At 51.6% G+C, this 25,395-nt stretch carries 22 protein-coding genes; 14 read left to right on the top strand and 8 right to left on the bottom strand.

The window, feature by feature from the left end; translation table 11 throughout:
* Window positions 1–81 precede the first annotated feature (81 nt).
* Window positions 82–1,170, top strand: coding sequence for an EAL domain-containing protein (locus SH449x_RS07215; RefSeq protein WP_482380655.1), 1,089 nt, complete (start codon window positions 82–84; stop codon window positions 1,168–1,170).
* On the opposite strand, the gene SH449x_RS07210 is transcribed toward SH449x_RS07215, so the two are convergent.
* The 3 genes from SH449x_RS07210 to SH449x_RS07200 form a co-directional block, all read right to left on the bottom strand.
* Window positions 1,167–2,552 (bottom strand): DUF1552 domain-containing protein, encoded by a 1,386-nt coding sequence (locus SH449x_RS07210; RefSeq protein ID WP_482380654.1) that lies wholly within the window; start codon window positions 2,550–2,552, stop codon window positions 1,167–1,169. The genes SH449x_RS07215 and SH449x_RS07210 overlap by 4 nt on opposite strands.
* On the bottom strand, window positions 2,549–5,170 hold the full coding sequence (locus SH449x_RS07205) for a DUF1592 domain-containing protein (protein WP_482380653.1): 2,622 nt from the start codon (window positions 5,168–5,170) through the stop codon (window positions 2,549–2,551). The genes SH449x_RS07210 and SH449x_RS07205 overlap by 4 nt, the downstream gene beginning before the upstream one ends.
* A 141-nt stretch (window positions 5,171–5,311) precedes the next feature.
* Window positions 5,312–7,282 carry an ATP-dependent helicase gene (locus tag SH449x_RS07200; protein ID WP_482380652.1) on the bottom strand — a complete coding sequence of 657 codons (1,971 nt, stop codon included), beginning with the start codon at window positions 7,280–7,282 and terminating at the stop codon, window positions 5,312–5,314.
* Between SH449x_RS07200 and SH449x_RS07195 the strand changes: the two genes are divergently transcribed.
* From SH449x_RS07195 to SH449x_RS07185, 3 genes are read left to right on the top strand one after another with little or no spacing between them, the layout of a single operon-like run.
* Entirely contained in the window at window positions 7,281–7,598 is a 318-nt protein-coding gene (locus SH449x_RS07195; protein WP_482380651.1) for a hypothetical protein, read from the top strand. The two genes, SH449x_RS07200 and SH449x_RS07195, sit on opposite strands and share 2 nt — an antisense overlap.
* The gene (locus SH449x_RS07190; protein ID WP_482380650.1) at window positions 7,592–7,861 is read left to right on the top strand and encodes an AAA family ATPase; all 270 of its coding nucleotides are present in this window, start codon (window positions 7,592–7,594) and stop codon (window positions 7,859–7,861) included. The genes SH449x_RS07195 and SH449x_RS07190 overlap by 7 nt, the downstream gene beginning before the upstream one ends.
* A gap of 3 nt (window positions 7,862–7,864) precedes the next feature.
* On the top strand, window positions 7,865–8,053 hold the full coding sequence (locus SH449x_RS07185) for a hypothetical protein (RefSeq protein WP_482380649.1): 189 nt from the start codon (window positions 7,865–7,867) through the stop codon (window positions 8,051–8,053).
* A gap of 159 nt (window positions 8,054–8,212) precedes the next feature.
* Here the strand turns inward: SH449x_RS07185 and SH449x_RS07180 are convergent, their stop codons facing one another.
* Window positions 8,213–10,285: a carboxy terminal-processing peptidase gene (locus tag SH449x_RS07180; RefSeq protein ID WP_482380648.1), complete on the bottom strand. Its 2,073-nt coding sequence runs from the start codon at window positions 10,283–10,285 to the stop codon at window positions 8,213–8,215.
* A 319-nt stretch (window positions 10,286–10,604) separates the two neighbouring features.
* Between SH449x_RS07180 and rpmI the strand changes: the two genes are divergently transcribed.
* From rpmI to SH449x_RS07130, 10 genes are all read left to right on the top strand, one after another.
* Window positions 10,605–10,808, top strand: a complete 204-nt coding sequence (gene rpmI, locus SH449x_RS07175) for a 50S ribosomal protein L35 (RefSeq protein ID WP_482380647.1) — start codon at window positions 10,605–10,607, stop codon at window positions 10,806–10,808.
* Window positions 10,809–10,961: 153 nt separating this feature from the next.
* Window positions 10,962–11,321, top strand: coding sequence for a 50S ribosomal protein L20 (gene rplT / locus SH449x_RS07170; protein WP_482380646.1), 360 nt, complete (start codon window positions 10,962–10,964; stop codon window positions 11,319–11,321).
* Between the two features lie 233 nt (window positions 11,322–11,554).
* Window positions 11,555–12,592, top strand: a complete 1,038-nt coding sequence (pheS, locus tag SH449x_RS07165) for a phenylalanine--tRNA ligase subunit alpha (RefSeq protein WP_482380645.1) — start codon at window positions 11,555–11,557, stop codon at window positions 12,590–12,592.
* A 90-nt stretch (window positions 12,593–12,682) separates the two neighbouring features.
* Window positions 12,683–14,734 (top strand): phenylalanine--tRNA ligase subunit beta, encoded by a 2,052-nt coding sequence (gene pheT, locus SH449x_RS07160; protein WP_482380644.1) that lies wholly within the window; start codon window positions 12,683–12,685, stop codon window positions 14,732–14,734.
* A 101-nt stretch (window positions 14,735–14,835) separates the two neighbouring features.
* Window positions 14,836–15,684 carry a DNA-methyltransferase gene (locus SH449x_RS07155; protein ID WP_482380643.1) on the top strand — a complete coding sequence of 283 codons (849 nt, stop codon included), beginning with the start codon at window positions 14,836–14,838 and terminating at the stop codon, window positions 15,682–15,684.
* Window positions 15,671–16,246: an HNH endonuclease gene (locus SH449x_RS07150; protein WP_482380642.1), complete on the top strand. Its 576-nt coding sequence runs from the start codon at window positions 15,671–15,673 to the stop codon at window positions 16,244–16,246. The genes SH449x_RS07155 and SH449x_RS07150 overlap by 14 nt, the downstream gene beginning before the upstream one ends.
* Window positions 16,247–16,370: 124 nt before the next feature.
* Window positions 16,371–17,510 (top strand): aldose epimerase family protein, encoded by a 1,140-nt coding sequence (locus SH449x_RS07145; RefSeq protein ID WP_482380641.1) that lies wholly within the window; start codon window positions 16,371–16,373, stop codon window positions 17,508–17,510.
* Between the two features lie 17 nt (window positions 17,511–17,527).
* Window positions 17,528–17,803 carry a WXG100 family type VII secretion target gene (locus SH449x_RS07140; protein ID WP_482380640.1) on the top strand — a complete coding sequence of 92 codons (276 nt, stop codon included), beginning with the start codon at window positions 17,528–17,530 and terminating at the stop codon, window positions 17,801–17,803.
* A complete protein-coding gene (locus SH449x_RS07135) occupies window positions 17,796–18,272 on the top strand; it encodes a hypothetical protein (RefSeq protein WP_482380639.1) in 477 nt (158 codons plus the stop codon). Before SH449x_RS07140 ends, SH449x_RS07135 begins: the two co-directional genes overlap by 8 nt.
* 95 nt (window positions 18,273–18,367) lie before the next feature.
* Window positions 18,368–20,581, top strand: a complete 2,214-nt coding sequence (locus SH449x_RS07130; protein ID WP_482380638.1) for a hypothetical protein — start codon at window positions 18,368–18,370, stop codon at window positions 20,579–20,581.
* Between the two features lie 23 nt (window positions 20,582–20,604).
* Here the strand turns inward: SH449x_RS07130 and SH449x_RS07125 are convergent, their stop codons facing one another.
* From SH449x_RS07125 to SH449x_RS07110, 4 genes are all read right to left on the bottom strand, one after another.
* On the bottom strand, window positions 20,605–21,504 hold the full coding sequence (locus tag SH449x_RS07125; RefSeq protein WP_482380637.1) for a methyltransferase domain-containing protein: 900 nt from the start codon (window positions 21,502–21,504) through the stop codon (window positions 20,605–20,607).
* A 313-nt stretch (window positions 21,505–21,817) separates the two neighbouring features.
* Window positions 21,818–22,483: a DUF4956 domain-containing protein gene (locus SH449x_RS07120; protein ID WP_482380636.1), complete on the bottom strand. Its 666-nt coding sequence runs from the start codon at window positions 22,481–22,483 to the stop codon at window positions 21,818–21,820.
* Between the two features lie 21 nt (window positions 22,484–22,504).
* Window positions 22,505–23,248 carry a polyphosphate polymerase domain-containing protein gene (locus SH449x_RS07115; protein ID WP_482380635.1) on the bottom strand — a complete coding sequence of 248 codons (744 nt, stop codon included), beginning with the start codon at window positions 23,246–23,248 and terminating at the stop codon, window positions 22,505–22,507.
* Window positions 23,245–25,314 carry a CotH kinase family protein gene (locus tag SH449x_RS07110; RefSeq protein WP_482380634.1) on the bottom strand — a complete coding sequence of 690 codons (2,070 nt, stop codon included), beginning with the start codon at window positions 25,312–25,314 and terminating at the stop codon, window positions 23,245–23,247. Before SH449x_RS07110 ends, SH449x_RS07115 begins: the two co-directional genes overlap by 4 nt.
* Between the last annotated feature and the right edge of the window lie 81 nt (window positions 25,315–25,395).

Here is a 25,395-nt window from a genome sequence, read left to right as displayed (position 1 = left end):
TTCGACAATTGCTGGATTGTGCCCTAATAATCTGTGTCCTTAGATCAAATCGAATCTTTTCCCGAACAGAGACTATTGCAAATGGGTTGTGCGTGCGTATCCGGTACTCGTCAAGTCCGTTTGGCATTGAACTCAGCCGACAAAACACTTAGCGAGGATTTGTCTCAACTACCGTTTTGGTCCCAACGGGATGATCGCGTATGGTCGGTTGAGGTAGGGGGCAACTCCTCGTACAGGACCCCCGAGGATATTGCTCATTTCCTGGCAGCCTTCCTGTCCGACGATTTTCTTGAGCACATCGAATGCTGTTGGGATGGCGGTTTTGAAGCGGGTTGTTGCTCGACCAAAACAAGCCAATCTTCGTGCGAACGAGAACTGATCAAGCTGACGGAATTTGCTGCAAGAACGTCCTCACCACTCTTAGAAATACTTAAGGGAGATCGCATCTATTCCCACTTCCAACCGGTCTTTGAACGGGATGGAAAAACGGTCTGGGGATATGAGTGCCTAATGAGGGCAAAAGATGCCGACGGTAAGCCGTTGTCTCCAGCTCAACTTTTGGACTGGGCTCGACAAGAAAACCTTTTATCCATGCTCGATCGAGTCTGTCGCGAAACGCATTTACGGAACGCAGCCAAAAAAGTTCCTAGCGACAAACGGATCCTTATCAATTTTATGCCGACGGCTATTTATGAGCCCGTTTTTTGCCTACGCAGCACTCTAAGAGTCGTGAAAGAGGAGGGGCTAGACCCTAGCAATATCGTATTCGAGGTGGTTGAAAGTGAAGAAGTCAAAGACCGCGACCATCTCAGTCGCATCTTGGATTACTATCGAGAAGCGGGGTTCTTGACAGCTCTCGACGACTTAGGGGCTGGTTCGTCAGGTTTGAGCCTCTTGGCAAGCCTCTCGCCGGACCTAATTAAACTGGACCGAGAATTGGTCTCCAAAGCAGCCACATTGAAGAACTTTACTGCGGTGATACGCGGGCTTATTCAGATTGCACGCGACTGCAATCAACTCATCTTGGCCGAGGGTATCGAAACCGAGCAAGAATTCAACTTGATGAAAGATCTTGGCATCGATCTCTTTCAAGGCTTCTACCTGGGGCGTCCAGGTGAATTGCCGGATCTTGATTCGTCATGCTCGAGTCTTCAGTTGAACAATTATTAGGTCAACTCGACCAGCGGTCCGGTGGAATCTCCGAACGATTTATCTTCGACTCCGTAGCGATTCAGCATCGATACGAACAGATTCGACATGGGCTGATCGGCTGCCTTGAGATAGCGACCAGTCTCCCAAGCCCCACCCCCTCTGCCTGCCAAAATCACAGGCAGATTGTCGTGGCTGTGTCGGTTACCGTCCGCTATGGCGCCACCGAATACGATCATCGAATTGTGCAAGATCGAGTTCCCGTCGATATCTTTCATCTCGTTCAACTGATTCAAGAATCGTGCCCATCGTGCTACGTAAAACTGATCGATAGCCGCTACCTTAATCGCTAGTTCCTCTTTGAATTGATTGTGCGTCAAGTGATGATGACCCTCGGCAATTCCCAATTCTGGGAAGACTCGGTTGCTGCCATCATAGGCTAACAACAACGTGGCAATCCGCGTGGTGTCGGTCTGAAACGCCAGCGCGAGAATGTCGAACATGAGATCGATATGATCGCTAAAAGCAGCCGGAATCCCTGGCGGTGTATCCAGATCAGGATTGGGAACGTGCCCGAACTGATCAGCCGATTGAATGCGATTCTCGATATCGCGCACGCCCCCCATATACTCGTCAAGCTTTCGACGATCCGTTGCACTCAGTTCGTTCTGAATCCGAGCGGCGTCTTCAATCACAAAATCCAAAATGGATTTTTGCGTTTCGTTGCGCATCGCATAGTTCTTAGCCCGGTCCTCTTTGGGGCCTGCCCCCCACAAGCGTTCGAAGACCAACTTGGGATTCGCCTCCGGAGTGACTGGCGTAGTCGGGGAACTCCAAGCGAGATTGTACTGATAGGCACATGCGTACCCAGAATCGCAAGCACCGGAGTTTCTCGCAGGTTCGCAACTCAACTCGAGCGACGAATAACGGGTCACTTGCCCGATCGCGTGGGCTGCTCTTTGGTCGATCGACATGCCAACAAAGATATCCTTGCCAGCTGTTTTTCTGGCTCTCGCACCCGTAAGGAACGTAGCGCTCGCTCGCGCGTGATCGCCTGCTCCATCCGCACCCGCTGTTGCATTGTCGTGCTTGAGACCACCAATCACCTGAATCTCCGACTTGATCGACTCTAAAGGCTGCATGGTCGAATTCAATTCAAGACTTCCTCCATTGCTGGTTGGGAACCAATGCTTTTGCTGCACCCCGTTAGGTATGGACATAAACGCCATGCGAAGCGGAGCCCCAGTCGCGGTCGTGGCGGCAGAGTTGCTGGCCCCCGACGCGACCACTTGCGAGGGAACCGATTCCAGAGCAGGTAGAGCCAACGCGACTCCCAAGCCGCGAAGCATGCGACGTCGGCTCATCAACTCTTTGCGAAACTGGTAGGATTGCGAAAATGTCATGGCAAGTCTCCTGACCGAGAGGTTAAAGTTTTCGGTTTCGCGACTCTCTGTCGCTGAAATGCATTGGATTCGACTATCGACTTTAGTAACACGTGAATCGCGCCGTCGTTCTCATCCAGCTTGGCAACAATTTCATCGATGATATGTTCATCGGAATAGTCGAGCCCACGTCCTAAGGCGTACACCAACATTTTTTCGGTTAAACAGCGGTAAAGATCGTGGCGTCGCTCATTCGCAATAATCCGTCTCAAATCTCTGACATCCTGAAACTCCTCTCCCGTAACCAACTGCCCGGCCGAATCGATGGGTTGTTCCGCTTCGACCGTTCGGAACATGGCTAGAGCGTTGTAGTTCTCCAGCGCCAATCCCAACGGGTCCATTCTGGCATGGCAAGACGCGCACAACGCCGACTCCCTGTGAACCGCAAGCAGTTCCCGCAGGCTAGGCTCCCGATCCCCAAAACGATTCGCCGAATCCTCCAATTCAGGAACATTCGGTGGAGCTGGAGGTGTCGGAGTGCCCAATAGGTTCTCCAAAACGAATAAACCTCTTTTTACCGGGGAGGTACGGGTCGGATTCGATGTGATTAAATGCATAGAGCCTTGAGTCAGCACACCCCCCCGCCAACTGTCGGCGGGCAGTTCCACCCTTCGCATCTCCTCACCCCGAATGTCCGACATCCCTGGCAAGTCCCCAAGCCCGTAGTACTCCACCAGTTTCTGGTTGAGAAAGGTGTAGCCTGGGTCAACAATCTCCCTGATGCTGCGATTCTCCTTCACAATGTGAGCGAATAGCATCTCGGTTTCTTGCTTCATGGATGTTTTTAGTTTGCCATCCAACATATCGCGTTTGGCTACAATCTCCTGAAATCGCTCGCGGCGTTGCTTGGTCTCCGGATCCTCCGCATTGCGTTCGGAATCGGAACGAGGGCGACGTCTCCCAAAGAAGGAAGACCGTAACTCATCGAACTCTTTTTGTAGTCCGAGAGCAGCCAAGGCATCGATGGAAACTTTTTCGACATCGCGCGTTCGTAGCCACTGTCCCACGAAATTGGTAACCAACGCCTTGGATTTGGGATCTCGCAACATCCGTTCGAACTGTTGGGCGAGATTAGCTCGTAATTCCTGGCGACTCGCAAGTCTAAACAATTCCTCATCCGGCATCGAGGACCAGAGAAAGTACGATAGCCGAGAGGCCAAAGCATACTCGTCGAGCCTCGCGTAATAAGAACTGTCGGTCTGGGAAAGCTCGATCCCCTCGGTCTTGAATAAGAACCGTGACGAAGCCAACACCGGAACCATCGCCTGTGCAACGGCTTGTTCAAAGTTCTCTCCGCTCGGATCCATCAGTCGCTCTGCGATTGAGACTAACTTATCAAGCGTCGCTGTATCGGCGGGACGACGAAAAGCTTTCGTTGTAAAGTCATCTAGTACTCGGACTATATATGCATGTCGTTCTTTCGGATCGGATGGTGGATCATCTAGCGGAAAGAAGCGACGATAGTTGTTTGGGACATTCCATGCAGAACGATCCGAGGGCCCCTCGACAATTACGGAGTCGATGCTGAGACTTGCTGAAAAATTATTAGGTATTTCTTGACCGTCGGCGAGCGGTACTGTCGTTAGTACAAATTCAATGGAGTGCTCCCCTTCTTGCCAGTCCCTCGGAAACTCCAGCCAATGCACCTTGGATTCATCCCAACCATAGTTACCTGTGTGAACGACGGAATCATCTATCTTGACCACCAAATCACCGCGTTGCGGCGTAAACTCAAAAGTCCCGTGCGTTCGCAATTTGATTTTGACTGTATATTCACCGTGCCGATCGATTTTTACTTGGTTCTTACCAGAGCGATCAAACTTGAGGTTCCAACCCGAGTTATTTTCAAAATCTCGCCCCGAGAGATTAATCGCTGGTATCTGGCGACGCACCTTGGGGACGGCTTTGTCAACAATTTCAGTCGCTGCGGCCAAGTACTTCTCCACGAGCATCGGTGACAAACTCAGAGCATCACCGATGTTGTCAAATCCGAAACCGGTATCATCCGGTGGGAAGACAACATCTGCGTTAAAATCGATCCCCATCAAGTCACGAATCGTGTTGGTGTATTCCGTTCGATTCAATCTTCGGATCGTCACTTTGCCGGGATCAGGGTCGGCGGGATTGATCTGAAACACATCAAACTTGATCCAGTTCGCTAGCTCGACTCGCTCGGTATCTGTGATCTCGGAGCCTGCATCCGGAGGAGGCATCGTGCCGGCGCGAACATTGTTGAGAACCTTCCACCAAATCTGACGTTGAGGCTCACCGAACTCTTGTTCTGAAAGTTGTGTTAGGGAGAGATTGCCTTCGGGAGAATTGTCCCCGTGGCAGTCGTAGCATTCTCTTTTTAGAAGCGAATGGAGTGTGAGGGGAATCGCTGTCGTGTTGTCGTGATCTAAGTCAGTGGAGATAGTCTTGCTGATTTCTTGGCCCGAGACGTAGACTCCGCAACACGCACCGAACAGAACGACGGCAACTGCCATGGCACCGTTTGTTTTCCACCTTTTCAAGTGCCACCCCATCGCCTCCATTAGACTGGATTGCTCGGTAGAAAAGCTTTGCCTGTCGTAATTCATAACCACCACCATTCATCTAGTCGCAACTCAGCCCATCAGGCCACCACACCACAGGGCAACAAACCCTTTGAGTGTACCAAGCTAACGAGCTTTGTGGTATGCGAATCGCCTGAATCGGTCTGTTATGGGCTGGAAAATCGCCTAGCCGAAATCTATACCGACGAAAAACGGATCGTCGCCAGGTGGTGGAGGTGGACTGTGAAACGGGCGGTCTCGCCTTCGAAGCGTTTCATCGACCAGCTTCGAGGGTAAGTTATTAAAGAAATAGCTTTCTGTCGTATCTCTGCTCCCAAACCCGCGACGAGCCCATGTGGAATCGCTCCTCCGCGTGATGATCATCTCATCCTTGGCTCGGGTTAAGGCCACATAAAGGACCCGCCTTTCCTCTTCGATTTCATCTTCGCTGCCGAGCGATCTGGTACTAGGGTATGCTCCTGGAGATGCATCCACGATGTAGCACACGGGTGCCTCAGTCCCCTTGGCGCTATGCACCGTGATAATGGTAACTCGATCGTTTGAGTTCGACTCTTCGAGCTCACTTGCGTAGATAGGATCGAGCATGTATTCCTCGATGAAGCCAAGAATCGTTGTATGATGCGACGCGAGTTTCTCGACCAACACGAAATCTCGTTTCCGCTTATCCCAGTCCTGTGTCTTAAACTTTTCCTCAAGCAACGGAGTCAGCCCTTTGACGGCTTTCTCAAAGGCTCGCTCGACATCGTTTTGGTACTGATGAACGATCTCCAGTAACTCGCGTGTCGTATTGCTCAACTTTGACTCCGATTTCAGTAACTCAAGGCATCCATCGATCTCAAAGATTCCAGCTAGCTTCTGAACTATGGTAGTCGCGGTCCGTTCTCCGACCCCAGGCCAAAGCATCAAGTAGCGGATCCACGCTAGCTCATCCGTTGGGTTCGCCACGATTCGCAGCATCGACATAACATCCCGAATGTGTGCGGATTCCAGCAATTTCTGTCCGCCGATGAAGATGTAGGGAATCTCTTGCTTCAGCAAGCTGGCCTCAATGGTTCGACCCGAGAAGCCAGATCGCACCAATATCATATGATCTCGCCACTCGGCCCCCGCTTCGTGTCGTTCGATGAGATCTTCACTGACCCATGACGCTTCGTCCCATTCGCTGGTAAAGTTTGCGAGCAGCGGCTTACTGCCTTTGCCACGCACCGCCACAAGCTTCTTATCGTACTTGAGTGGGCTCCTGCCAATAAGCCAATTGGATACATCAAGAATCTCTTGCTTAGAACGATAATTCTGTTCCAGCTTTAGAATGTGTGCGCCGGGAACTCGCTCTTGGAAGCTATGCACATTCTTGAAATCGGCACCGCGAAAACCATAGATAGATTGCGCATCATCACCGACACAAAACAGAATGGATTTTTCCTTTAGTGGGGATAACAACTCCCATTGCAGTGGATTGGTATCCTGCATCTCGTCAACCAAAATATGTTCAAAATTATGGGCGACCCAATCACGGGTCTCAGGCGAATTCTGCATCCTCTGGGCGACCACATCCAGAATGTCGTCATAGTCCAGATAGCGTCGTTCTCGCTTCTTGGTCTCATAGGTTTTCATCGCTTCTGCGATTTTGTCTTTTTGAGACTCCAGCTCGGGGTTTAGTTTGGCGATAGCAGCGCTTAATGATCGCTTGGTATTGCGAGCGTAGGAATACAGATCGCATAGCTCGGCGGCGCGTGGCAGTTGGGACTCTTTGGCTTTACCACGGGAGAGTTTGAAGATTTGAAGCTGGTCTTCGCGATCGATTACGCTATGAGAGGCACATCCAAAAGTCGCGGGGGCCATCCGGATCAAGTTCATGCACCAACTGTGAAACGTCGAGGCTTGTAATCCGTTAGCAGCATCTCCGAGGTGGGAGCGAACACGGTGAACGATCTCAGATGCCGATCGCCGCGTAAACGTCAGAATTTGAATCCGTTGCGGCGGCACGCCCTGGTGAATCAAGTAGGCAGCCCGGGAAATAATCGTCTTCGTTTTGCCGCAACCAGCACCGGCAATGATCATGGCATGCTCGCACGGCATCGTCGCGGCATCCCTTTGTGCGACGTTCAATTCGGCAAGCATTTTTTCGATTGTCATGAAACAAATCCGTATTCATCGCTTGGGGCAAGCTAATCCAGTTAAGTCTTTCGTAGCATTTTGTCATAAAACGGCTCCATCGATAGGTCAACTTCCACCCAACCCACCGGACCGAATTGTTTATCTGCACGGGCATCGCCCAACGCTGGATCTCTCCACACTAGCCGTCACCGCGCGACCCAATCCTCCTGCTCCTGGCATGCAGATCCAATTCGGTATTACAAACAACGTACATGGTAACGAACTCGCGCAGGCATTTTTTTCCAAGCTCGAGCAAGCTGTTTCGCAGGCAGAGTCCTATCGAAAGTTTTGCTGAACAAACTTCTCAACGAAATGGATGGGCTAAAGGAAGCCGCAGATATCTTGTTTATCCTTACCACGAATCGCCCCGAAGCTCTCGAAGCGGCTCTTGCTTCTAGACCCGGTCGCATCGATCAAGCGATTGAGTTTCCGGTCCCCGACCAAGCGGGACGCCGCAAGTTAATAGAGCTCAATGCTCCGAATGTTGGACTTGAGACTGAAAGCATGGACGAGTTGGTTACTCGGACACAAGGCGTGAGCGCGGCTTTTATCAAATAGCTGATGCGTCGTACAACGCAGTTTTCCATGGAGCGAGACACGACCGCCACGAAAATCCTAAGAGACGACATCGACAATGCCTTGAACGAAATGCTCTTCCGAGGAGGCAATCTGAATCTGAGTATTCTCGGTGCGAATCAAACATCGCAACCAGTGTGTGCGCAAACCGAAAACGGCAATACTAAAGAATGACTTGGCAGGGGCGCTGGGTAGCCTGACGCAACAATGGGAAACGACCTGGGGAGCAGAATGGCATATCCTAACGAACGAAGGGGTGGCACGCCCCTTCGTTGCTCAAAGCGTGCCACACTGATCTATTGAGTCAGAATTATACCCAAGTACAGGCTGCCACTACTTGGCGACGATCTTGTTGGATTGTCGAAGCATTTCGATGTAGTCAGCTGTGATATTGAGAACTTCACGATTGTAGAAGTCATCCTTGAAAACTTTCGATCGCTCGCGAGAGCGTGGCATGAGCTCGTCTTCCTCTTCCTTCTCGGAGTTGAATTCTTTGCGTCTTGCCATGTAGGCTTCTTCGTTGAGCGGAATTTGCTTTTCCGCTTTTTGCCGAACATAGGTGGCGATTCGATCCAGCAGCTTGCCGAATTCTGAGTTATTGGAGATCCGTTCGTTAGCGCGGCTTTGCAGTTCGGCTTTGATCGCCGCATCAACCATCTTGTAATCTTTGTGTGGCTGTGCGCGGACCTTGCCTTCAGGGATGGGGTAGTCCAGATCCGACTCAGAGATGTCAAGCTTTGCTGTTATGGAGGGGAGTACTACATCGGAGGAGACACCTTCCAATTGGGTCGAGCGGCCATCTGGCAAATAGAATTGCTGGATGGTCAGCTTTAGGCCTCCCAGCGAACGCTTCGAGCCAACGGTTTGAGCTAGGTCCAACAGTGTTTGCACTGTTCCTTTGCCGTGCGAATTCGGGTCACCGACGATCAGCCCACGCGAATAGTTTTGTATCGCTCCAGCAAAGATTTCGCTGGCACTCGCACTCATCTTGCTGTTCTTCACAACGAGTGGCCCAGTCCAAACGATAGATGGCTCGTCGTCATCTAGCGACTCGACTCGTCCAGATGGAGTTTTGACCTGCACAACAGGTCCCTTTTCGATGAACAAACCAGTAGTCGCGATAGCCTCTTGGAGAGAGCCTCCACCGTTTCGGGACAGATCTAGAACGATGGCTTCAACCCCCTTGGACTTGAAGTCTTCGATGATCTTGGCGATATCGCGGTGGGTACTGCGGAAGTTCGCAGCCCCCCGACGTGCCCCTTCCATATCTAGGTAGAAGCTCGGCAGATTGATAAAGCCGATCTTGTACTTGCTGCCGTCTGGTTTTTCTCCGTGCTCGACAATCTCTGCTCGCGCGGCATCCTCCTCGAGGTTAACGATGTCGCGGGTGATTTGATAGATCTTGGTATCACCCGTGCCGCCGATTTTAACATGCAGATTGACCTTGGTCCCTTTCGGGCCGCGGATCATGGCGACGACATCCTGCAATTTCATATCGATCGTTTCGACGACCGTAGCATCCTCTTCTTGAGAAACGCCCACGATCCAATCTCCTGGCTTGAGCCGACCGTCTTTATCGGCAGCTCCTCCTGGTACAACGTTCTCCACGACGGTCTGGCCGCCATCTGGACGCAAGGTTGCTCCGATGCCGAAGAATTTAAGCTTGAGATGGACATCAAAGTCGTCCTGCTCTCGGGGAGACATATAAGTCGTGTGTGGATCGAGCGAACTGGTGAGGCTGGTGAGGTATAGCTCCAAAAGTTCATCGACGTCCATCTGGGTCTTCATGTTTTGGATCGTTTTGTAACGCTTGTGGAGCGTTGACTTGACTTCTTCTTCCGATTTCTTGTCTGCTCGGAGGGATAGGATCTCGAGCTTAATTCTCCTGCGGATACGATCCTTCAGTTCAGCCTCGTTGGATGCCCAAGGAAGTTCTTTCGCATCTGCAGTCATGTATTCTTCAGCGGTGAAATCGTGTTCCGCATCGATCTGTTGATGGATATAAGGCATCACCTCTTCCATCCGCTTCAGATAACGCTTGTACACCACGTAAGCGAATCGGATGTCGTTCACCTTGATCAAATCGTCGAGTTTGTCGCGGTAGATCATGAACTCGTCGATGTCTGACTGCAGCAAATAGGACTTGAGAGGATCGACATTTCTTAGAAAAATGTCAAAGCCTCGGTACGACATTTCGTCGTCGAATTTGGGATGCGATATGTGTTCTCGTTCAACGAGAGCACGAACGGTACGGACAATCGTCGATGTTTCTGGGGGAGGCTCGTCCACGTTGGCGACTCGTGGAATTTGAGTTGGCTGCTGGGACTGTGCTTGCTGGGAAGAGGTGAGTTGCGTAGAAAAGACGGTTCCCGTGATGAGCAATCCGCTAAGCATCAGTCTCGACATATTTGTTACTCCGTGGTTTGCTCTTGTTCGCATTGGGGAATCCCGGTTTGATGGTAGGGCAAAAATTAAGCTGTTTTGAGGAGGCTATTGCTTCCAATCGATAGTGCATGGTAGGAGATGCCCCCCCTCAAATCAACACGGCTGTTTCGCTCAAATATCGCGAATTCCGCCCGGAATATTCCGAAAACCAGCTACTCCAGGGGGGCAGACTGGCCGAAAGTCACGAAATACCTGTCAATTTAGCCTCAATTTACACTTGGACGAATTTCGGCGTGTCGTTAAACTCTTGACCCTCAAAAATCCGAAAGATCATGGAATTATGACTAAACAAAAAACCCACAAATCGACCAAAAAACGGATGAGAATCACTGCTAATGGCAAGGTGAAGCACCGCAAAGCGGGCACCAGCCACTTGGCAATCAGCAAGCCAGCGAAGAAAATTCGCCAATTGCGAGGCACACGCGTGCTCGAACATAACTTCGAGCGTGCAGTTCACGATGCTTTGGGCAAGTACAGCTACTAGTATCGTTTTTGTTGGATAGGCCCCCAAAATTACCACGTGTTTGGGTACTAACTGGTGCGGTTGGCGTCATTTCGGGCCAGCCTAGGCGAGGTTTTTCCTCCCACAATCCGCACCGACCTGAAACACTGATAGCAACAGAAGGTTGCCAAGAAAATGCGAACGAGAAAGGGTTCGGCACGCCGTCAGGCGAAACGCCGACTATTTCAGCGTGCCGAGGGGTACGTTGGAGGACGTAGAAAACTTTACAGGACCGCCAAGGAAAACTTGGTTCGGGCAGGTTGTTTCGCTTATCGCGACCGACGCCGCAAGCGACGTGACTTCCGACGGCTTTGGATCATTCGGGTTAATGCAGCGGCTCGTATGAACGGTCTGCGCTACAGCCAGTTTATCGATGGTTTGATCAAGGCACAGGTCGAAATTGACCGAAAGCAACTCGCCGAAATGGCGGTCAACGATCCAGCCGGCTTTGCTGTGGTCGCTGCTGCGGCCAAGACAGCCCTCGGTCTGAGCTAGTTGGAATCAACCAATTCAGTACAGCGAGAACTTTGTAACGGCCCTATTTGATAGGGCCGTTTTTGTTTTAAGACTTTGGCCGATCCGAAAAAGGGGCTTACCCTCTCCGGCGATGCCAAAAGAACAATGAAATCGACTCGCCTTCAAAGGGTCTGACCCCTTTTCGGATCGGCGTTTGTCGGTCCCATTCATCCGCAATCCCAACGTCTCCCACGTCACATCGATCCTAAGCCATGTCGCTTCAAAACTTCCTGAACTCACTCGATGAGCTCGCCAGCGAGGCTCGTGATAGTCTCGCTTCTGTCGAATCCAACGACGCGTTGGAGGCTTTGCGGGTTAAGTTTGTCGGGGCAAAGAACGGTGCACTCAAATCAGTGCAAAAGTTACTTGGTACCGTCGAGAACTCAGAAAAGCCGGCAGCCGGCAAGCGATTCAACGAAGTTCGGGATGTTATTCAGGCGTTGCTCGACGAGGCGACAGCCAGACTGGGTGGAGGGGCGATTGCCAAATTGGAGGCATTGCCTGACGCGACCTTGCCAGGACTCCGTCCTAGGTTGGGACAACTGCATCCCATCACGCAGACGATAGAGCATCTCAAAGAGATCATGGGGCGGCTCGGTTTTACTGCCACCGAGGGGCCAGAGATTGAGGACACTTGGCATAACTTCGTTGCACTCAATATCCCAGAAGACCATCCTGCCCGGGACCCACTCGACAATTTCTATTTAGCTACAGCCAAAGCCGCAGCAGGTAATCCTCAAGATCGAGATGCGATGCTGTTGAGGAGTCAGACGAGTACGGTGCAGATCCGTGTTATGGAATCGCAACCGCTACCGCTGCGTATCATATCTCTCGGGAGAGTTTATCGTCCCGACGCGCCCGACGCGACTCACTTTCCGATGTTCCATCAAATGGAAGGTCTTTGGGTCGATCGCAACGTTACCATGGCGCAACTGAAAAGCGTTTTGCGTTTGTTCGCAACCAGTTATCTTGGTGGCGATGTGAACGTTCGCTTTAGACCATCCTTTTTCCCGTTCACGGAGCCCAGCGTCGAGGTAGACTACTGGTGGAATGGACAATGGATTGAGTTCGGTGGGGCGGGCATGGTCGACCCGAACGTGTTTCAGCATCTCAACATTGATTCGGAGCAATGGAGCGGTTTCGCATTCGGCTTAGGAGTCGAGCGGCTCTGTATGCGTCGATACGGAATCATAGACATTCGCGATCTGTACCGCAGCGATGTACGCTTCCTGAGGCAGTTCGCGCAGTAAGCAATCTAAAATCAATCGGGGGCGAGCATTGCTAGGCTGGCTCCCCCAAATAACCAACTCCCCCTGTGTTTCATTGAATCGGTTCGAAAGATGTTAGTTTCCTGGGAATGGCTTTCTGATTACGTCAACTTGACCGTCGCACACGAGGAGATGGCGACCCGTTGGGCGATGACCGGTCTCAATCACGAGAGCACTTCCATTGTTGGCGGCGATCCGGTTATTGACCTTGAAGTCACCAGCAACCGAGGCGATTGTCTCGGACATGTCGGTGTGGCACGCGAAGCAGCTGTCTTGCTCAAGCAAGAGCTACGCATCCCACAACCCAAGCCTGCCGAATCTGCTAAGACCACTAACTCGGTCGTGTCGGTCGAGAATCGATATGCGGATGGCTGCCCTCGCTATATTGCCCGAGTCATCAAGGGAGTCAAAGTCGGCCCTAGCCCAGAGTGGCTGCAGCGACGCCTGGCTGCTATTGGTGTCAAGTCCATCAATAACGTGGTCGATGCGACCAACTACGTTATGTTCGAATGTGGGCAGCCGCTGCATGCGTTCGACTCAGCAAACGTTCGTGGAGGCAAGGTGATAGTTCGCCCTGCAGATCCGAAAGAGACCTTTGTCGCCATCGATCACAAAACCTATCAGCTCGATCCGTCGATGGTAGTGATTGCGGATGCGGAACGTGCGATCGCTTTAGGCGGGGTTATGGGAGGAGTCGATAGCGAAGTTTCCGAAAGCACCGTGGATGTCCTGCTAGAGACCGCCGATTTCGTTCCCATGGCGATACGCCGAACGGCTCGAAAACTCAAACTGCACTCGCCATCGTCCTATCGATACGAACGCAAGGTGGATCCTAAGCAATTGGAGTGGGCATCGCTTCGGTGCTGCGAGTTGATTTTGAAATTGGCGGGTGGTGAGTTGCTGGCTGGTAGTGTTGATACGGGAGACAAGTCCACAGATCCGACATCGATTGTCCTGCGAGCCAACCGTATTCGGGACGTGCTCGGCATTGAGGTTCCCTGGAGCGAGTCTCTCGACATTCTAACGAGACTCGGCTGCCAGATTGATCCCGCTGGTTCAACAGCAACCTCTGAAAAGGATGCTGAATCAGCCACTGTTACCCCTCCGAGTTATCGCATGGATTTGGTTCGTGAGATCGATCTCATAGAGGAGATCGCTCGCATCTATGGCTATGACAAAATACCGGAGGATGCCATGGTCCCGATGGTGTCGAGCGCGCGTCGCCCCCGGGATGTGATGATGTCGACCGTTCGGAACGTCTGCTGCGGATTCGGGTTCGATGAAACGATGACACCGAGTTTGATCGGCAAGTCCCCCGCCATGGCGATTTCTCCATGGACAGATCTAGAGCCGATGAAGACCTTGGTCCCATTGCTTGAGGGGGCCAGCCTCCTGCGACGGTCTCTTATCCCGAGTTTGTTAGCATCCCGTTTATTCAATCAGCAGCAGTCGAATCGGGGCGTAAGGCTGTTCGAAACGTCGGGGGTTTATCTTCCCAGCAATGACTCTAGGCCGGTGGAGCAAGTGCATCTCGGTTTACTCGGTGAGCAAGATCCTCGACTCGTGCTGGGTGCTATCGAGGAGATCATTCACCGCGTGTGCGGACCAGAGTTTCTAGAATCCCAAGTCGAACGAAACGTTGTTGCTTGGGATTATCTAGCACCAGGAACTGGCTTGTCGCTCCTGTGTGGCGGCAAGATGCTGGGCTGGATCGGTGTTGTTGCAAAGTCGATCGCAGATTCGATGAAACTCGACAATGCTGTTGCCGTGGGGGAATTGAATTTGGAATTATTGCTTGAGCATGCTCGCAGCGTTCCACAGTTGCAGCCAATTGTTCCGTTTCCCGTTGTGCTTCGCGACTTGAATATGATCGTAGATGAAGCGGTTACTTGGAAGAACCTTTCTAATATCGCTGGGGCTGCGGCTGGTTCGTTGTGCATCGGCATCGATTTTCAGGAAATCTATCGAGACAAAAAGAAGGACGGTGGCGACAAGAAACGTGTTCTGTTCAGCCTCAAGCTGCAAAGTCCTACCGAGACCCTGACGAGCGCACAAGCCGACGAAGTCATCAACCGAGTCATCGAAGCTTGCAAAAAAGAGTTCAGTGCCACACTGCTTGCCTGACTGAATCCTCAAGCTATGGATACCGACACCAACGGACTGGGCAATGGCATTGTCACCTGATATGATCGATCAAGAACGTTTTCGAGTGAGGATGCGGAAAGATGGCTCAACTCAAATTAAACCTAGAATCCCATGCAAAACTGCGAGTTCTGACTGGTGATTGTTCTCAGCTGCTACCATCAATCGAACGTGAATCGATCCAATGCTGTGTGACTTCTCCACCGTATTGGGGGCTTCGTGACTACGATCATCCCAAGCAAATTGGTGCAGAGCTGTCTCCGGAACAGTATGTTCAAAATCTCGTTGAAGTTTTTCGCTTGGTACGAGAAACCCTACACCCAGAGGGAACATTGTGGTTGAACGTCGGAGATGGTTATGCACGCAATGGTGGCACTGGAAAGTGCGGACCAAATGCCGTCGTCGGGAACACAAAAAAATTGATTCAACGCCGCAACTGCAAAGTACCCGATGTCTGGGGATTGAAAGATCGAGACTTGATGGGGCTCCCATGGCGAGTGGCTTTTGCGCTTCAAGCTGATGGCTGGATCCTGAGGTCCAAGATCACCTGGATTAAACAAACAGCCATGCCCGAGAGCGTGAAGAACCGTCCAACAAATGCAACGGAAGAAATTTTCCTGTTTGCTAAATCATCTTCCTATTACTACGACTCAAAAGCGGTGCGGCAAGAAACAGGTGCGAACCTTCGTAATTACTGGATATTAGGCCCCGATCCAAGCAATCACGGTCATCCGGCCGCATTCCCACGCGAACTCGCTCGACGATGCATTCTCCTAGGTTCTCGTCCTGGCGATTCTGTCCTCGACCCATTTGGCGGGTCAGGTACGACAGGAATCGTAGCGAACAATTTGGAGCGTCATGCAATATTGATCGAATTAAACGAAACCTATGCCGACTGCGCACGCGACAGAGGTGTCGATGTCACGACCTAAAAGCTCCAAACAGCTCATCCTGGAATTTTTTCTGGCGAATGTCGGTAGAGTGGTTGAATCTAGAGACATTCAGGCCGCAGGAGGTGGTGTTGTCGAATGGGCAAGACGAGTTCGCGAGTTGCGGAACGAAGAAGGTTATCAGATTTTATCGCATAAAGATCGAGCTGACCTGAAGCCGAATCAATATCTTTTAGAAACGAAGAAACGCATTCCCGCTTTTAAGCGGAACATTTCCAAAGAAACCCGAGCTTGGGTATTGGAACGAAACGGATATACCTGCCAAATGTGTGGGGCAGCTGCCGGCGATCCAGATCCGTACGTTTCCAATCGAACCGTGCGCCTCGTGATGGGGCACATCATCGACAAATCGAAAGGAGGCGACGACTCTCCAAACAATCTTAGAGCCGTATGCTCAAGCTGCAACGAAGGTCTCGCGAATGCTGGGCCTCCCAAGCCGGATCGAAATCATCTCTTAAGCCAAATACGACGTGCGGCCGTTGATGACCAGAAAGCAGTGCTAGAATGGCTTCAAACAAAATTTAGCAGTAAAAATCAGAAGTAGAGCTCGAGCTAGTTTTCCGGGTAAGGTCTGGTTGACTTTACCATCTGGGAGTTGAATTCTGCTAAAATGAGGGAGTAACGCTTCGTTTATGACGAATTATGTTTTCCTCTCATGAGTTAGATCCATGCAAAAAAGTACTCGTAAGAATTTTATCTGTCGGTTAGCATTCGCAGCCTTGGTCTTTGTTCCTCTTCCTGGTTACGCAAACGAATTGGATAGCAAAATGGGTATAGAAAAGTCGAGTTTTGGAAAAACGTCAGGAGGCGATGCCGTTACCCTTTACACGTTGACTAACTCCCAAGGAAATACGGTCAAGATGATCGACTACGGTGCGATTATCGTTTCGATAGATGTACCCGATAGGGATGGCAAACGGGCGAATGTTAACGCTGGCTTCGATAGCATGGATGGCTACCTAATGTCCCACCCATACTTCGGTGCAACTGTCGGTCGATTTTGTAATCGAATTGCCAAGGGCAAGTTCTCAATCGATGGCAAAGAGTATCCTCTGGCTACCAACAACGGTCCGAACCATTTGCACGGGGGGAAGATTGGATTTGACAAGTTGATGTGGAAAGCTTCTGAACTAAGCGACGCGAGCAGTGTTGGATTGCGATTCGAATTGACCAGCCCAGACGGTGACGAAGGCTATCCGGGAACCCTTGAGGTTACAGCGGACTACGTTTGGGACAACGACAACAAACTGACTATCAAGTTTGCGGCGACTACCGATAAAGCGACCCACTTAAACCTAACCAACCATGCTTACTACAACTTGGCAGGAATCGGTTCTAGCAATGTCTACGAACATGAGCTAAGGCTAGCCTGTGCTTCGTATCTACCCATCGATAGCGACATGATTCCCACGGGGGAAAAGGCTTCTGTCAAGTCGACTAACTTGGATTTCACAACCAAGACAGCTATCGGAGCGAGAATTGACAAGTTTCCTGAAACGAATGGTTACGATCATTGCTTCGTTGTGGATGGCGAGCCAGGAAAGCTACGCATGGCCGCAGAGGTTGTAGAACCAAAGTCGGGTCGTACGATGACGGTAATGACCACTCAACCAGGCATCCAACTCTATACCGGTAACTTTTTGGATGGCACCTCTGCGAATGCAAACATTCCCAAGCACGGTGCGTTTTGTCTCGAAACCCAGCACTTCCCTGACACTCCGAATCAACCCAACTTCCCAACAACGTTGCTGAAGCCAGGTCAGTCCTTCGAGCAAACCACATCTTATCAGTTCGGTGTATCCAAGTAAGGAAATTAGGCGCAATCATGGGCCAAGCTATTGTCGATCCGGAGCAGCTACGCAATTTTGCATTGCAACTAAAACGCTTCTCCGGGTTGCTATCGGATGCTTCTACGAGACTTTCGCAGCAGATGCAACACCTCGCAACGTCCTGGCGAGATCAAGAGCATCAGAAGTTCGTGCAAGAGTTTGAACAAGAGTTGAAACAATTGACTCGACTCATCGAATCGAGTGAACGGCATGTTCCGTATTTGATGCGCAAGGCGGAACTCATCGAGGAGTACCAGAAGGGCCATGGCTGAGGCGAACGTCAAGAATCTGGAATCCCTCGAGATCTTTCAAGCTGCGATAGCGAGTTTGCGAGACGGTAGTCAGAAGCAGGCTGACGAAATTCGCACGCAATTACAGAAAGTTAGCACTTGGCTCGAGAAGGAACTCCCCGATTATTGGCGAAACGAGTTTCGCATCTCGGAGAAACGTTGGGTCGAAGCTCGAGAAGAACTGTTGCGATGCCAGGCCAAAAGCCGAGCCGATGAGGAGATGTCCTGCAGTTTGGAACGAAAGAAATTGGTTCGAGCCACCGAGCGCAGAACTCTTTGTGAGCAGCGATTGAAGATGCTCCCCAAGGTTTCGAGGGAGTGGAACCAGATGCTCATGGATATTCAGACCGATTTACGATACTTTGAAGATCTTTCCGAGTCGGTGCTGTTGGTCGCATCAGATCGGCTCAAGGATTTGATTGAGACCCTGAAAAAGTATCTCGCGACCTAAGGGACCTAGTTATGGCTCGCCTTGCAGCTGACCTTTCTCCAGTTTTTGGCGTCAGGATGGAAGTCTATCGCCCCATTCTGAATTAGAATATTGGCATGAATGAATCGCAAAGTGCCTATCTCTCTTTTTCCAACTCACCGTGGTTGCTCGCCGCGAGCGCAATCGCATTGCTTGCGGCTATAGGTGTAGGCGTTTGGAATGCGTATGGCAGTCGCTGGCGACGTGCGGTCATGATGATCGAAGCTCTTAGGTTTGTCATCATTGCGGTCATTGTGACTTTGCTCAATCAGCCGGAATGGACCCAGGAGTTTCGTCCGCTTGAGAAACCAAGAATTGTGGTATTGGCCGATGAATCTGCCAGTATGGATACCCGCGATGTTCTGCCAACAGGTGTGACCGCTCGAGTCGAGGCTCAAACTCGGCGCGAAGCATCCGCATTCTTATCGCGACCCGAGAGTTGGGCATCACTCGATTCGCGATTCTCGGTGCAAATCGAACCTTTCGCGAAGGGAGACAACGGTAGCGGCGGGACCGATATCCATTCCGCTCTAGAATCAGTGTTGGATTCTAAACAACGCACGGTGGCAGTCGTATTGGTTTCCGATGGGGACTGGAATCGTGGCAAGCCACCGGTAGAGTCGGCAATTCGTTATCGCAGTCAGGGGGTCCCGATCTTTGCGATTCCTCTAGGGGCAACAACTCGATTGCCGGACCTAGAAGCTCTTTCACTCGATTCTCCTTCTTTCGCGATTTCGGGTAAGGCTGTTCGCATCCCATTCACTATCGAATCAACACTGGCCAGGGACCACGTCACCACTGTGGTCGTGGAAATGTCGGATGGCGAGCGTCTCACCAAAGAAGTCAAACTCAGTGCAAAGAGCAAAACGACCGATTCCGTGGTGTGGACTCCGAAGTCGGTTGGAGATTTTACTGTCAAGCTCACCGTGCCCAATCATCCCGAAGAGGTGATCTCCACCAACAATGAATTAACGGCGCCGATTTCGATTCGTGAAGAAAAGCTCAGGGTCTTGGTGATCGATTCTTTACCCCGCTGGGAGTATCGTTATCTCAGAAACGCCCTTTCCAGAGATCCAGGAGTAGAGGTGTCATGCTTGTTGTTTCACCCCTCGCTGGGACGTACGGGTGGCGGATCGCGCGACTACATCAAGGAGTTTCCGGATCAATTGGAAGAGCTCGCTGAATACGATGTAGTCTTCCTCGGAGATGTGGGGATAGAGTCAGGTCAACTAACACCGGAACAGTGCAAATTGCTCAAGGGGTTGGTGGAGTATCAAGCCAGCGGGTTGGTCTTCTTACCTGGTCCACAAGGCAATCAGATTTCGCTTGAAGAGACCGAACTAGAACCATTGATACCAGTGATTACCAATCGCTCGTTGCCTCTGGGCATTGGCAGCAAGTCGCCCATGCATTTCGAGCTCACCGAATCGGGACGTCGGAGCTTGCTCACAAAGTTGGCCGACACCGACGAAGACAATTGGACGGTTTGGTCGACGTTGCCCGGGTTTCAATGGCATGCCCCGGTCATCCGAGCGAAAGCGGGCACCGAAGTACTGAGTGTTCATCAAGAAACGAGCAATGAATACGGTAGGCTTCCGCTGATTGTGACCAAGACCTACGGGGCGGGCAAGATTTTGTATATGGCCACAGATGGTGCGTGGCGATGGCGACGAGGGGTCGAGGATAAGTATAACTACCGTTTTTGGGGGCAAGTTGTACGGTGGATGGCATATCAACGGAATATGGCAAAGGGAGAGTCGATCCGGTTCTTCTATTCTCCAGAGCAACCTAACGTAGGGCAGACCTTGTCTCTGAAAGCGAGCGTTATGGGCCAGTCCGGAGAGCCGCTTTCCTCAGGTGAGGTGCAAGTCGCAGTGACAAGTCCCACTGGCAAAGCGGACTACGTGACCTTGCTCAGTGCAGGAGCGGATAGTTGGGGATTGTTCGAAGGTAGAGTCTCGGTGAGCGAGCCAGGCTTGCATCAAGTCGCAGTCACTTGCAAAGAGACCGGAGCAAAACTCACCACCAATTTTTTTGTGCAAGGGACCGCGCAGGAACGAGTTGGTTTGGCTGCAAAACCGAAAATCCTCGAGGAGTTATCAAAAGTTAGTCGAGGAGCCGTTATTCCTCTGGACGATTTAGATCGTTTGACGCAAATGATCAAAGAGGTGCCAGATCCACCGACAGTGGTGAAGCGATGGCAGATTTGGGCTCACCCCTGGACAGTGATTATCTTGACCACCATGCTCGGTACATTTTGGGTACTGAGAAAGCAGCTTGGGCTGATGTAGAAGGGCGAAATAGGTAGAGTGGCTTACGTTCGGTTCGCTTCCAACGAATGCCACAACGATTCGACAGAGCCGCCAGCGTTGTAAGCCATCGAGACCTGAACTTTATCTGCCACCTGAACCTCCAAAGGTTGATCGAGAGGAAGCACCAAGCACTGATTGGCCCAAGTAATCGCGCGTTGTTCGGCTAGGTTGACCGCCAAAATGTTTTGCGTCGCGAATCGGAGCGCATTAACGAGGCCGAATTCGCAAACGTCGAATTCGATCGATTGTTCGAAACGATGTGGGATGTGTTCGCGATAATCGATATTGGCATATGTATGAAACTTGGAGAGCTCTGCCGTGCGTGCTTGGCCAATCACAGGAGCTTGGAACATCGGTACCGGGGCCTCGAAGCCATGAAAGTCAAAGGATTGGTAAACTAGCTGTGCCATGAGCATAGTCACCTCAGGGATGAACTGAGGCATAAGCTCCGGAAATCTAGTTCTGTAGTTCGCTTTGAAGGTGTCTATGACGTGGGCTTGCTTTTCTCTTAGCAAACCAACGTGTAGCATTTCGCAAATAACAATATCCACCGGTTCTTCTGGAACGAAACAGAGCGCGTCGCACTGAACTAAATTTACGTTGGCACCGAGACCATTGGAATTTAAAAAGCGATCGGCTACGGTAACCAGCTCCGGGTTTCGTTCGACATAGGTAACCCGAGCTCCCAACCGAGCTGCAAAGTAAGATAATATTCCGGTTCCGCCTCCGAGTTCGACGACATTCATACCGGGGCGCACCAGGAACTGTATTGCCTGCAGAAACGCCCCAACCCGATCATCGTCTTGCAGCATGTTGTAGTGATACAGCAAGGGAATGAATTGGCCGAGCGTACTTTCGTCTGATGTTAGACGCGAAGAAATCGCAGATTCAAATTGATGCAAAGTTCAGCCCTGACTTAATTAATCTAGTCGTGAAATGCTAGCGAGCATAACGCTGGCGAGGTCATATCGAACACGAAGTCCACAGCGTAAAAACGCCTTGTTGAGCCCAAAATCAGCTCCTGTTTGGGTTGATAGCGAATCCGAATTAAGATCGCAAGGTGAATTGGGCTAGCGAGCTCGATCGTGAATGCTACACAGGCATGCCCTAAAACACGCCTTTCGAAGACTCAGGGACGTGCCACCCAATCATCAGGGAAGTGCCCCCACTCGTACCTTATGGCTAAACACCGTTTCGTCAGGCTACCCCAGTTTTCTAGTCAGTGGGATCGCAGCGAATCGAAACGCTCTCGATTTGGGGGATCTCACCAAGCATAGCTAGGACATCGGCCGCGTTCTTCTCTAGATGCGGCGAAACACGATACTCGTACTCGACTGCACTTCCTCGACGAGCCGTTTGTGCAGAGACAAGCTCGACCGCTCCGAATAGTTCTTCAAGGATCTCCAAACAGGAGCTTTCCCCTCCGAGGGTCGATCGGATCTGAATTCGCCATGTTGTCCCTGGTTTCACGTCCGATCGATTTTGATCGAACCTCATGTACCAAGTAACAAACGTGAGCGTGACCAAACCCAAGAGGGCGATTAAGTACTGCCCTGCTCCAATCGCCATTCCCACGACTACTGATGCTAGTACGAATGCAACGTCCTGGGACGAGGTGATCGCAGTCCGAAATCGAACGATCGAAAGAGCACCGACCAAACTGAAGGCGCGAGCCACATTGCTACCGATGATCTGAGTTGCCATTGCAATGAGAACGCACATCAGAACGAACGTTGTGCCGATTGTATGATCGGTCTCCTTATCCGATTTCAAGGAGGCGATCCATGTGATACATCTCCCTCCGACCGCTGCCAGAACAAACCGAAGAATTAAGTCATCTAGCTGAATTTGCTGTAACTCTTCCCATTGAAATAGATCCAACGGAACACCAGGCTTTCTATCTTACGAGGCGACAGGGACGATGAGGTAACAAACGTTAACGCTGGTTCGATACTTGGACAATACACTCCTCGTCAGCGAAAACTTGCTCATTACCGCTTTGAATAGGGGTGGCAAATGATTGCAAAATTTGAGCTCTAATTGACAGTGGGGGGTGATCGCAGGAGCTGCTGCTCCCAAGCCAGTTGGAACGCTCCAGTCACGAGCAGTCAAGCATCGTATATCCCGATCGATCGTCAATCGTGCTGATCCTTGATGTGTTTCCCCCACCCGAGCGAATCGTTGATATTCGACCCAAGTGCTCGGCTGCAATGGAAATCGATGGATCCTCTCTCGAAACCATTGGTCCGAGTTCTCAATGTTTGGATCTCCATTGGTATCCCGTGGCTCGGCAAGCTCCGTTAGGGCGTCACCATCGATCCACGTTCGCTTCTTGCGCACCAGGTCCCCCTTTTTCCTTTTCACCTCAAGCCAAAGCTGAGAGCTGTCGCTGTACCGACGAATGCGATACTTTCTGTTCTCCGATTCAGGATGGCGATGAAAAATGCTGAACTGCGGAGTGTCCAAGTACAACGATGTGACTTGGTAAGAGCTACTGGAACTCTCACCAAGGAACGGATCGGGCCCCATGTTATCGAGAGCCCAAGCCTGAATCTCGTCAGCCAATGCTGACGAGACCGTGAACTTCAGTTCGTATCGCTTTGAAAACAAATCACCTTCGCTAGAGGCGACTGATTGTTCCATCATTTACGCTCATCCAAATACTTGAGGAGGTAATTTCTACGTTGGTCGGAAAACTCTTTTAAGGATAACACGGGAGCGCCGCGCTGTCCTGGAGAGACTTGATCGGTATGCTGCGTTTCGCTCGATTTCGACGCTGTCGCATGGACAAACTCTTCATAGGAACTCATCTTCTTAGTATCCAGTTTTACTTGTTCGTCTATCAACTCTCGCAGCGAAGCTACGACCGGACCCAGAGCATCCCACGCGAGCGAACGCTCCGCAATAGTACGGACATTATCCAAATACTGTCTCTGGAGTGAAGGAACACTCAATACTTTGCTTCGAAGCGGCTTGTTCGGGTCATCTAGTCCTATCAGCGGATCCAACTCGACGCCATTGGTCGCCCTGCCGCCTTGTTGCCCAGATCCTTGTTGCCCAGATCCTTGTTGCCCAGATCCTTGTTGCCCAGATCCTTGTTGCCCAGATCCTTGTTGTTGGCCAGATCCCGGCGGTTGCCCAAATCCTGGCGGTCCGCCCCCGGGCGGGCCAAAACCTGGCGGGCCGAATCCAGGGGGGCCTCCACCCATGCCCATGCCCGGCCCCATCGGTCTGCGAAAGGCTTCGTTCATATCATGTGGCAAAATATGGAAGAGCCCATCACCGTCTCGACATAGAGAATAGTCGCTAGCTCGGATCCAGTAGCCGTCGCAATTGATAAGTGCATTGTCGACTGCCAGAAACCAAAGCAGACCATCGACATCCATTCTCTTGCGGAGCTCTTGCTCCAGTCTTTCTGTTGGGGTCTCGTTAAGTACTTTGCAAAGCTCGATGAACGCTTCCCAATCTTTGGTCTTTCCCGACTTCATTTCGTAGCGGGACTCGTAAAGTTTTGGATCATCCCCGATGTAGACCATACCGCCCCCCCCCATGGGTGAGCCTGTGACTTTCCAGCGAGCTCCTTTAGGTGAGCCGAAATTTTCTTGCATGAACTCCTTGTTGAACTGCTGAACATTATTGTAGACGCCCCAATTTTCGCCATTGATTACCAGCCTGACCAGATTCGCCTTGGGGGCAGGTAGATGTTGACGAGCGATATGGGAGTAGAGAACCGAACCTATCATCGATTCGTCTTCATGCGCATTCAGAAGGTTGAGCGTCTTGTAGCCTAGTAATCGTTGCTCACCATCCACCATGTCAACTGACAGATTGAGCGATCGCTTGCTTCCGGAAGCAACCATTCGATAGGACGACATACCCCGAAACCGAATACCCACCCCGTGGTATTCTTGGCCGTCGACGAGCATCGTCGCTGGGACATCTACATCTGTATCGTGAAAGGCTTCCAGCTCCTTTTCCCAGTCTGCCTCTTCGAAAGTCAAAAATATGGTTCTCAGGATCGAAGGATCGTAGAGCTCCCCATCAACGGCCTTCACATCTGCCGGATTCACTGTGATACCAGGCTTAGCAGGCTCGCTAGTCCGACCGCCCGGCCCAAACCCTCGGCCTCCCCCCGGTCCGCCCGGCCCAAATCCACCCGGCCCGCCAGCACCAAATCCACCCGGCCCGTCAGCACCAAATCCACCTGGGCCTCCCGGGCCACCAGGCCTACCACCCCCCGGTCCGAAACCACCAGGGCCTCCAGGACCTCCGAAGCCGCCTGGCCTGGCTCCACCGCCAGATCCTCTTCGGGGACCGCCACCAGGGCGGCGCGACGCTTGCCCCTCCTCCGAACTGAGCCATTCGCGTGCAGCTTTGCGCTCTGTTGCGTTTAGCCAGCCGTCTTCGTTCGCATCGAATTTTTCTAGTAGCTCTACCTTGCTACCTCCCATAGGTCCAAAACCTGGCATTCCCCCTGGCATTCCCCCTGGCGGTCCAAATCCTGGTGGACCAAAACCTGGTGGACCAAAACCTGGTGGACCAAAACCTGGCGGCCCGAAGCCCCCCGGTCCAAATCCCGGTGGACCGAATCCTGCCGGACCTTGGCCAGGCGGCTGCTCTCCTGTCGGAGGCTGTGCCGATGACAAAGTCGGAAAGGCGATAGATAATGAAAGAGCGACGAAAAGGCTCGCTCGAGATATGCTACGCAACATGATTACAAACTCCACGGGAAACAGGCGAAACCAGGATTGGCTCTACTCAATCAGACACGATTTCGGTCCAATACCGCCACT

The sequence above is a fragment of the Brakhagea baltica genome, from assembly GCF_052161605.1.
GTDB lineage: Bacteria > Planctomycetota > Planctomycetia > Pirellulales > Pirellulaceae > JBKCUI01.
This window is presented reverse-complemented; position numbering and strand designations above follow the sequence as displayed.

Coding starts and splice junctions, on each gene's coding strand:
- rpmI (WP_482380647.1), top strand. CDS start 10,605: ATGACTAAACAAAAAACCCACAAATCGACCAAAAAACGGATGAGAATC.
- SH449x_RS07195 (WP_482380651.1), top strand. CDS start 7,281: ATGAAACAAATCCGTATTCATCGCTTGGGGCAAGCTAATCCAGTTAAG.
- SH449x_RS07135 (WP_482380639.1), top strand. CDS start 17,796: ATGGCTGAGGCGAACGTCAAGAATCTGGAATCCCTCGAGATCTTTCAA.
- pheT (WP_482380644.1), top strand. CDS start 12,683: ATGTTAGTTTCCTGGGAATGGCTTTCTGATTACGTCAACTTGACCGTC.
- SH449x_RS07115 (WP_482380635.1), bottom strand. CDS start 23,248: ATGATGGAACAATCAGTCGCCTCTAGCGAAGGTGATTTGTTTTCAAAG.
- SH449x_RS07185 (WP_482380649.1), top strand. CDS start 7,865: ATGCGTCGTACAACGCAGTTTTCCATGGAGCGAGACACGACCGCCACG.
- SH449x_RS07205 (WP_482380653.1), bottom strand. CDS start 5,170: ATGAATTACGACAGGCAAAGCTTTTCTACCGAGCAATCCAGTCTAATG.
- SH449x_RS07140 (WP_482380640.1), top strand. CDS start 17,528: ATGGGCCAAGCTATTGTCGATCCGGAGCAGCTACGCAATTTTGCATTG.
- SH449x_RS07155 (WP_482380643.1), top strand. CDS start 14,836: ATGGCTCAACTCAAATTAAACCTAGAATCCCATGCAAAACTGCGAGTT.
- SH449x_RS07180 (WP_482380648.1), bottom strand. CDS start 10,285: ATGTCGAGACTGATGCTTAGCGGATTGCTCATCACGGGAACCGTCTTT.
- rplT (WP_482380646.1), top strand. CDS start 10,962: ATGCGAACGAGAAAGGGTTCGGCACGCCGTCAGGCGAAACGCCGACTA.
- pheS (WP_482380645.1), top strand. CDS start 11,555: ATGTCGCTTCAAAACTTCCTGAACTCACTCGATGAGCTCGCCAGCGAG.
- SH449x_RS07130 (WP_482380638.1), top strand. CDS start 18,368: ATGAATGAATCGCAAAGTGCCTATCTCTCTTTTTCCAACTCACCGTGG.
- SH449x_RS07150 (WP_482380642.1), top strand. CDS start 15,671: ATGTCACGACCTAAAAGCTCCAAACAGCTCATCCTGGAATTTTTTCTG.
- SH449x_RS07210 (WP_482380654.1), bottom strand. CDS start 2,552: ATGACATTTTCGCAATCCTACCAGTTTCGCAAAGAGTTGATGAGCCGA.
- SH449x_RS07145 (WP_482380641.1), top strand. CDS start 16,371: ATGCAAAAAAGTACTCGTAAGAATTTTATCTGTCGGTTAGCATTCGCA.
- SH449x_RS07200 (WP_482380652.1), bottom strand. CDS start 7,282: ATGACAATCGAAAAAATGCTTGCCGAATTGAACGTCGCACAAAGGGAT.
- SH449x_RS07110 (WP_482380634.1), bottom strand. CDS start 25,314: ATGTTGCGTAGCATATCTCGAGCGAGCCTTTTCGTCGCTCTTTCATTA.
- SH449x_RS07215 (WP_482380655.1), top strand. CDS start 82: ATGGGTTGTGCGTGCGTATCCGGTACTCGTCAAGTCCGTTTGGCATTG.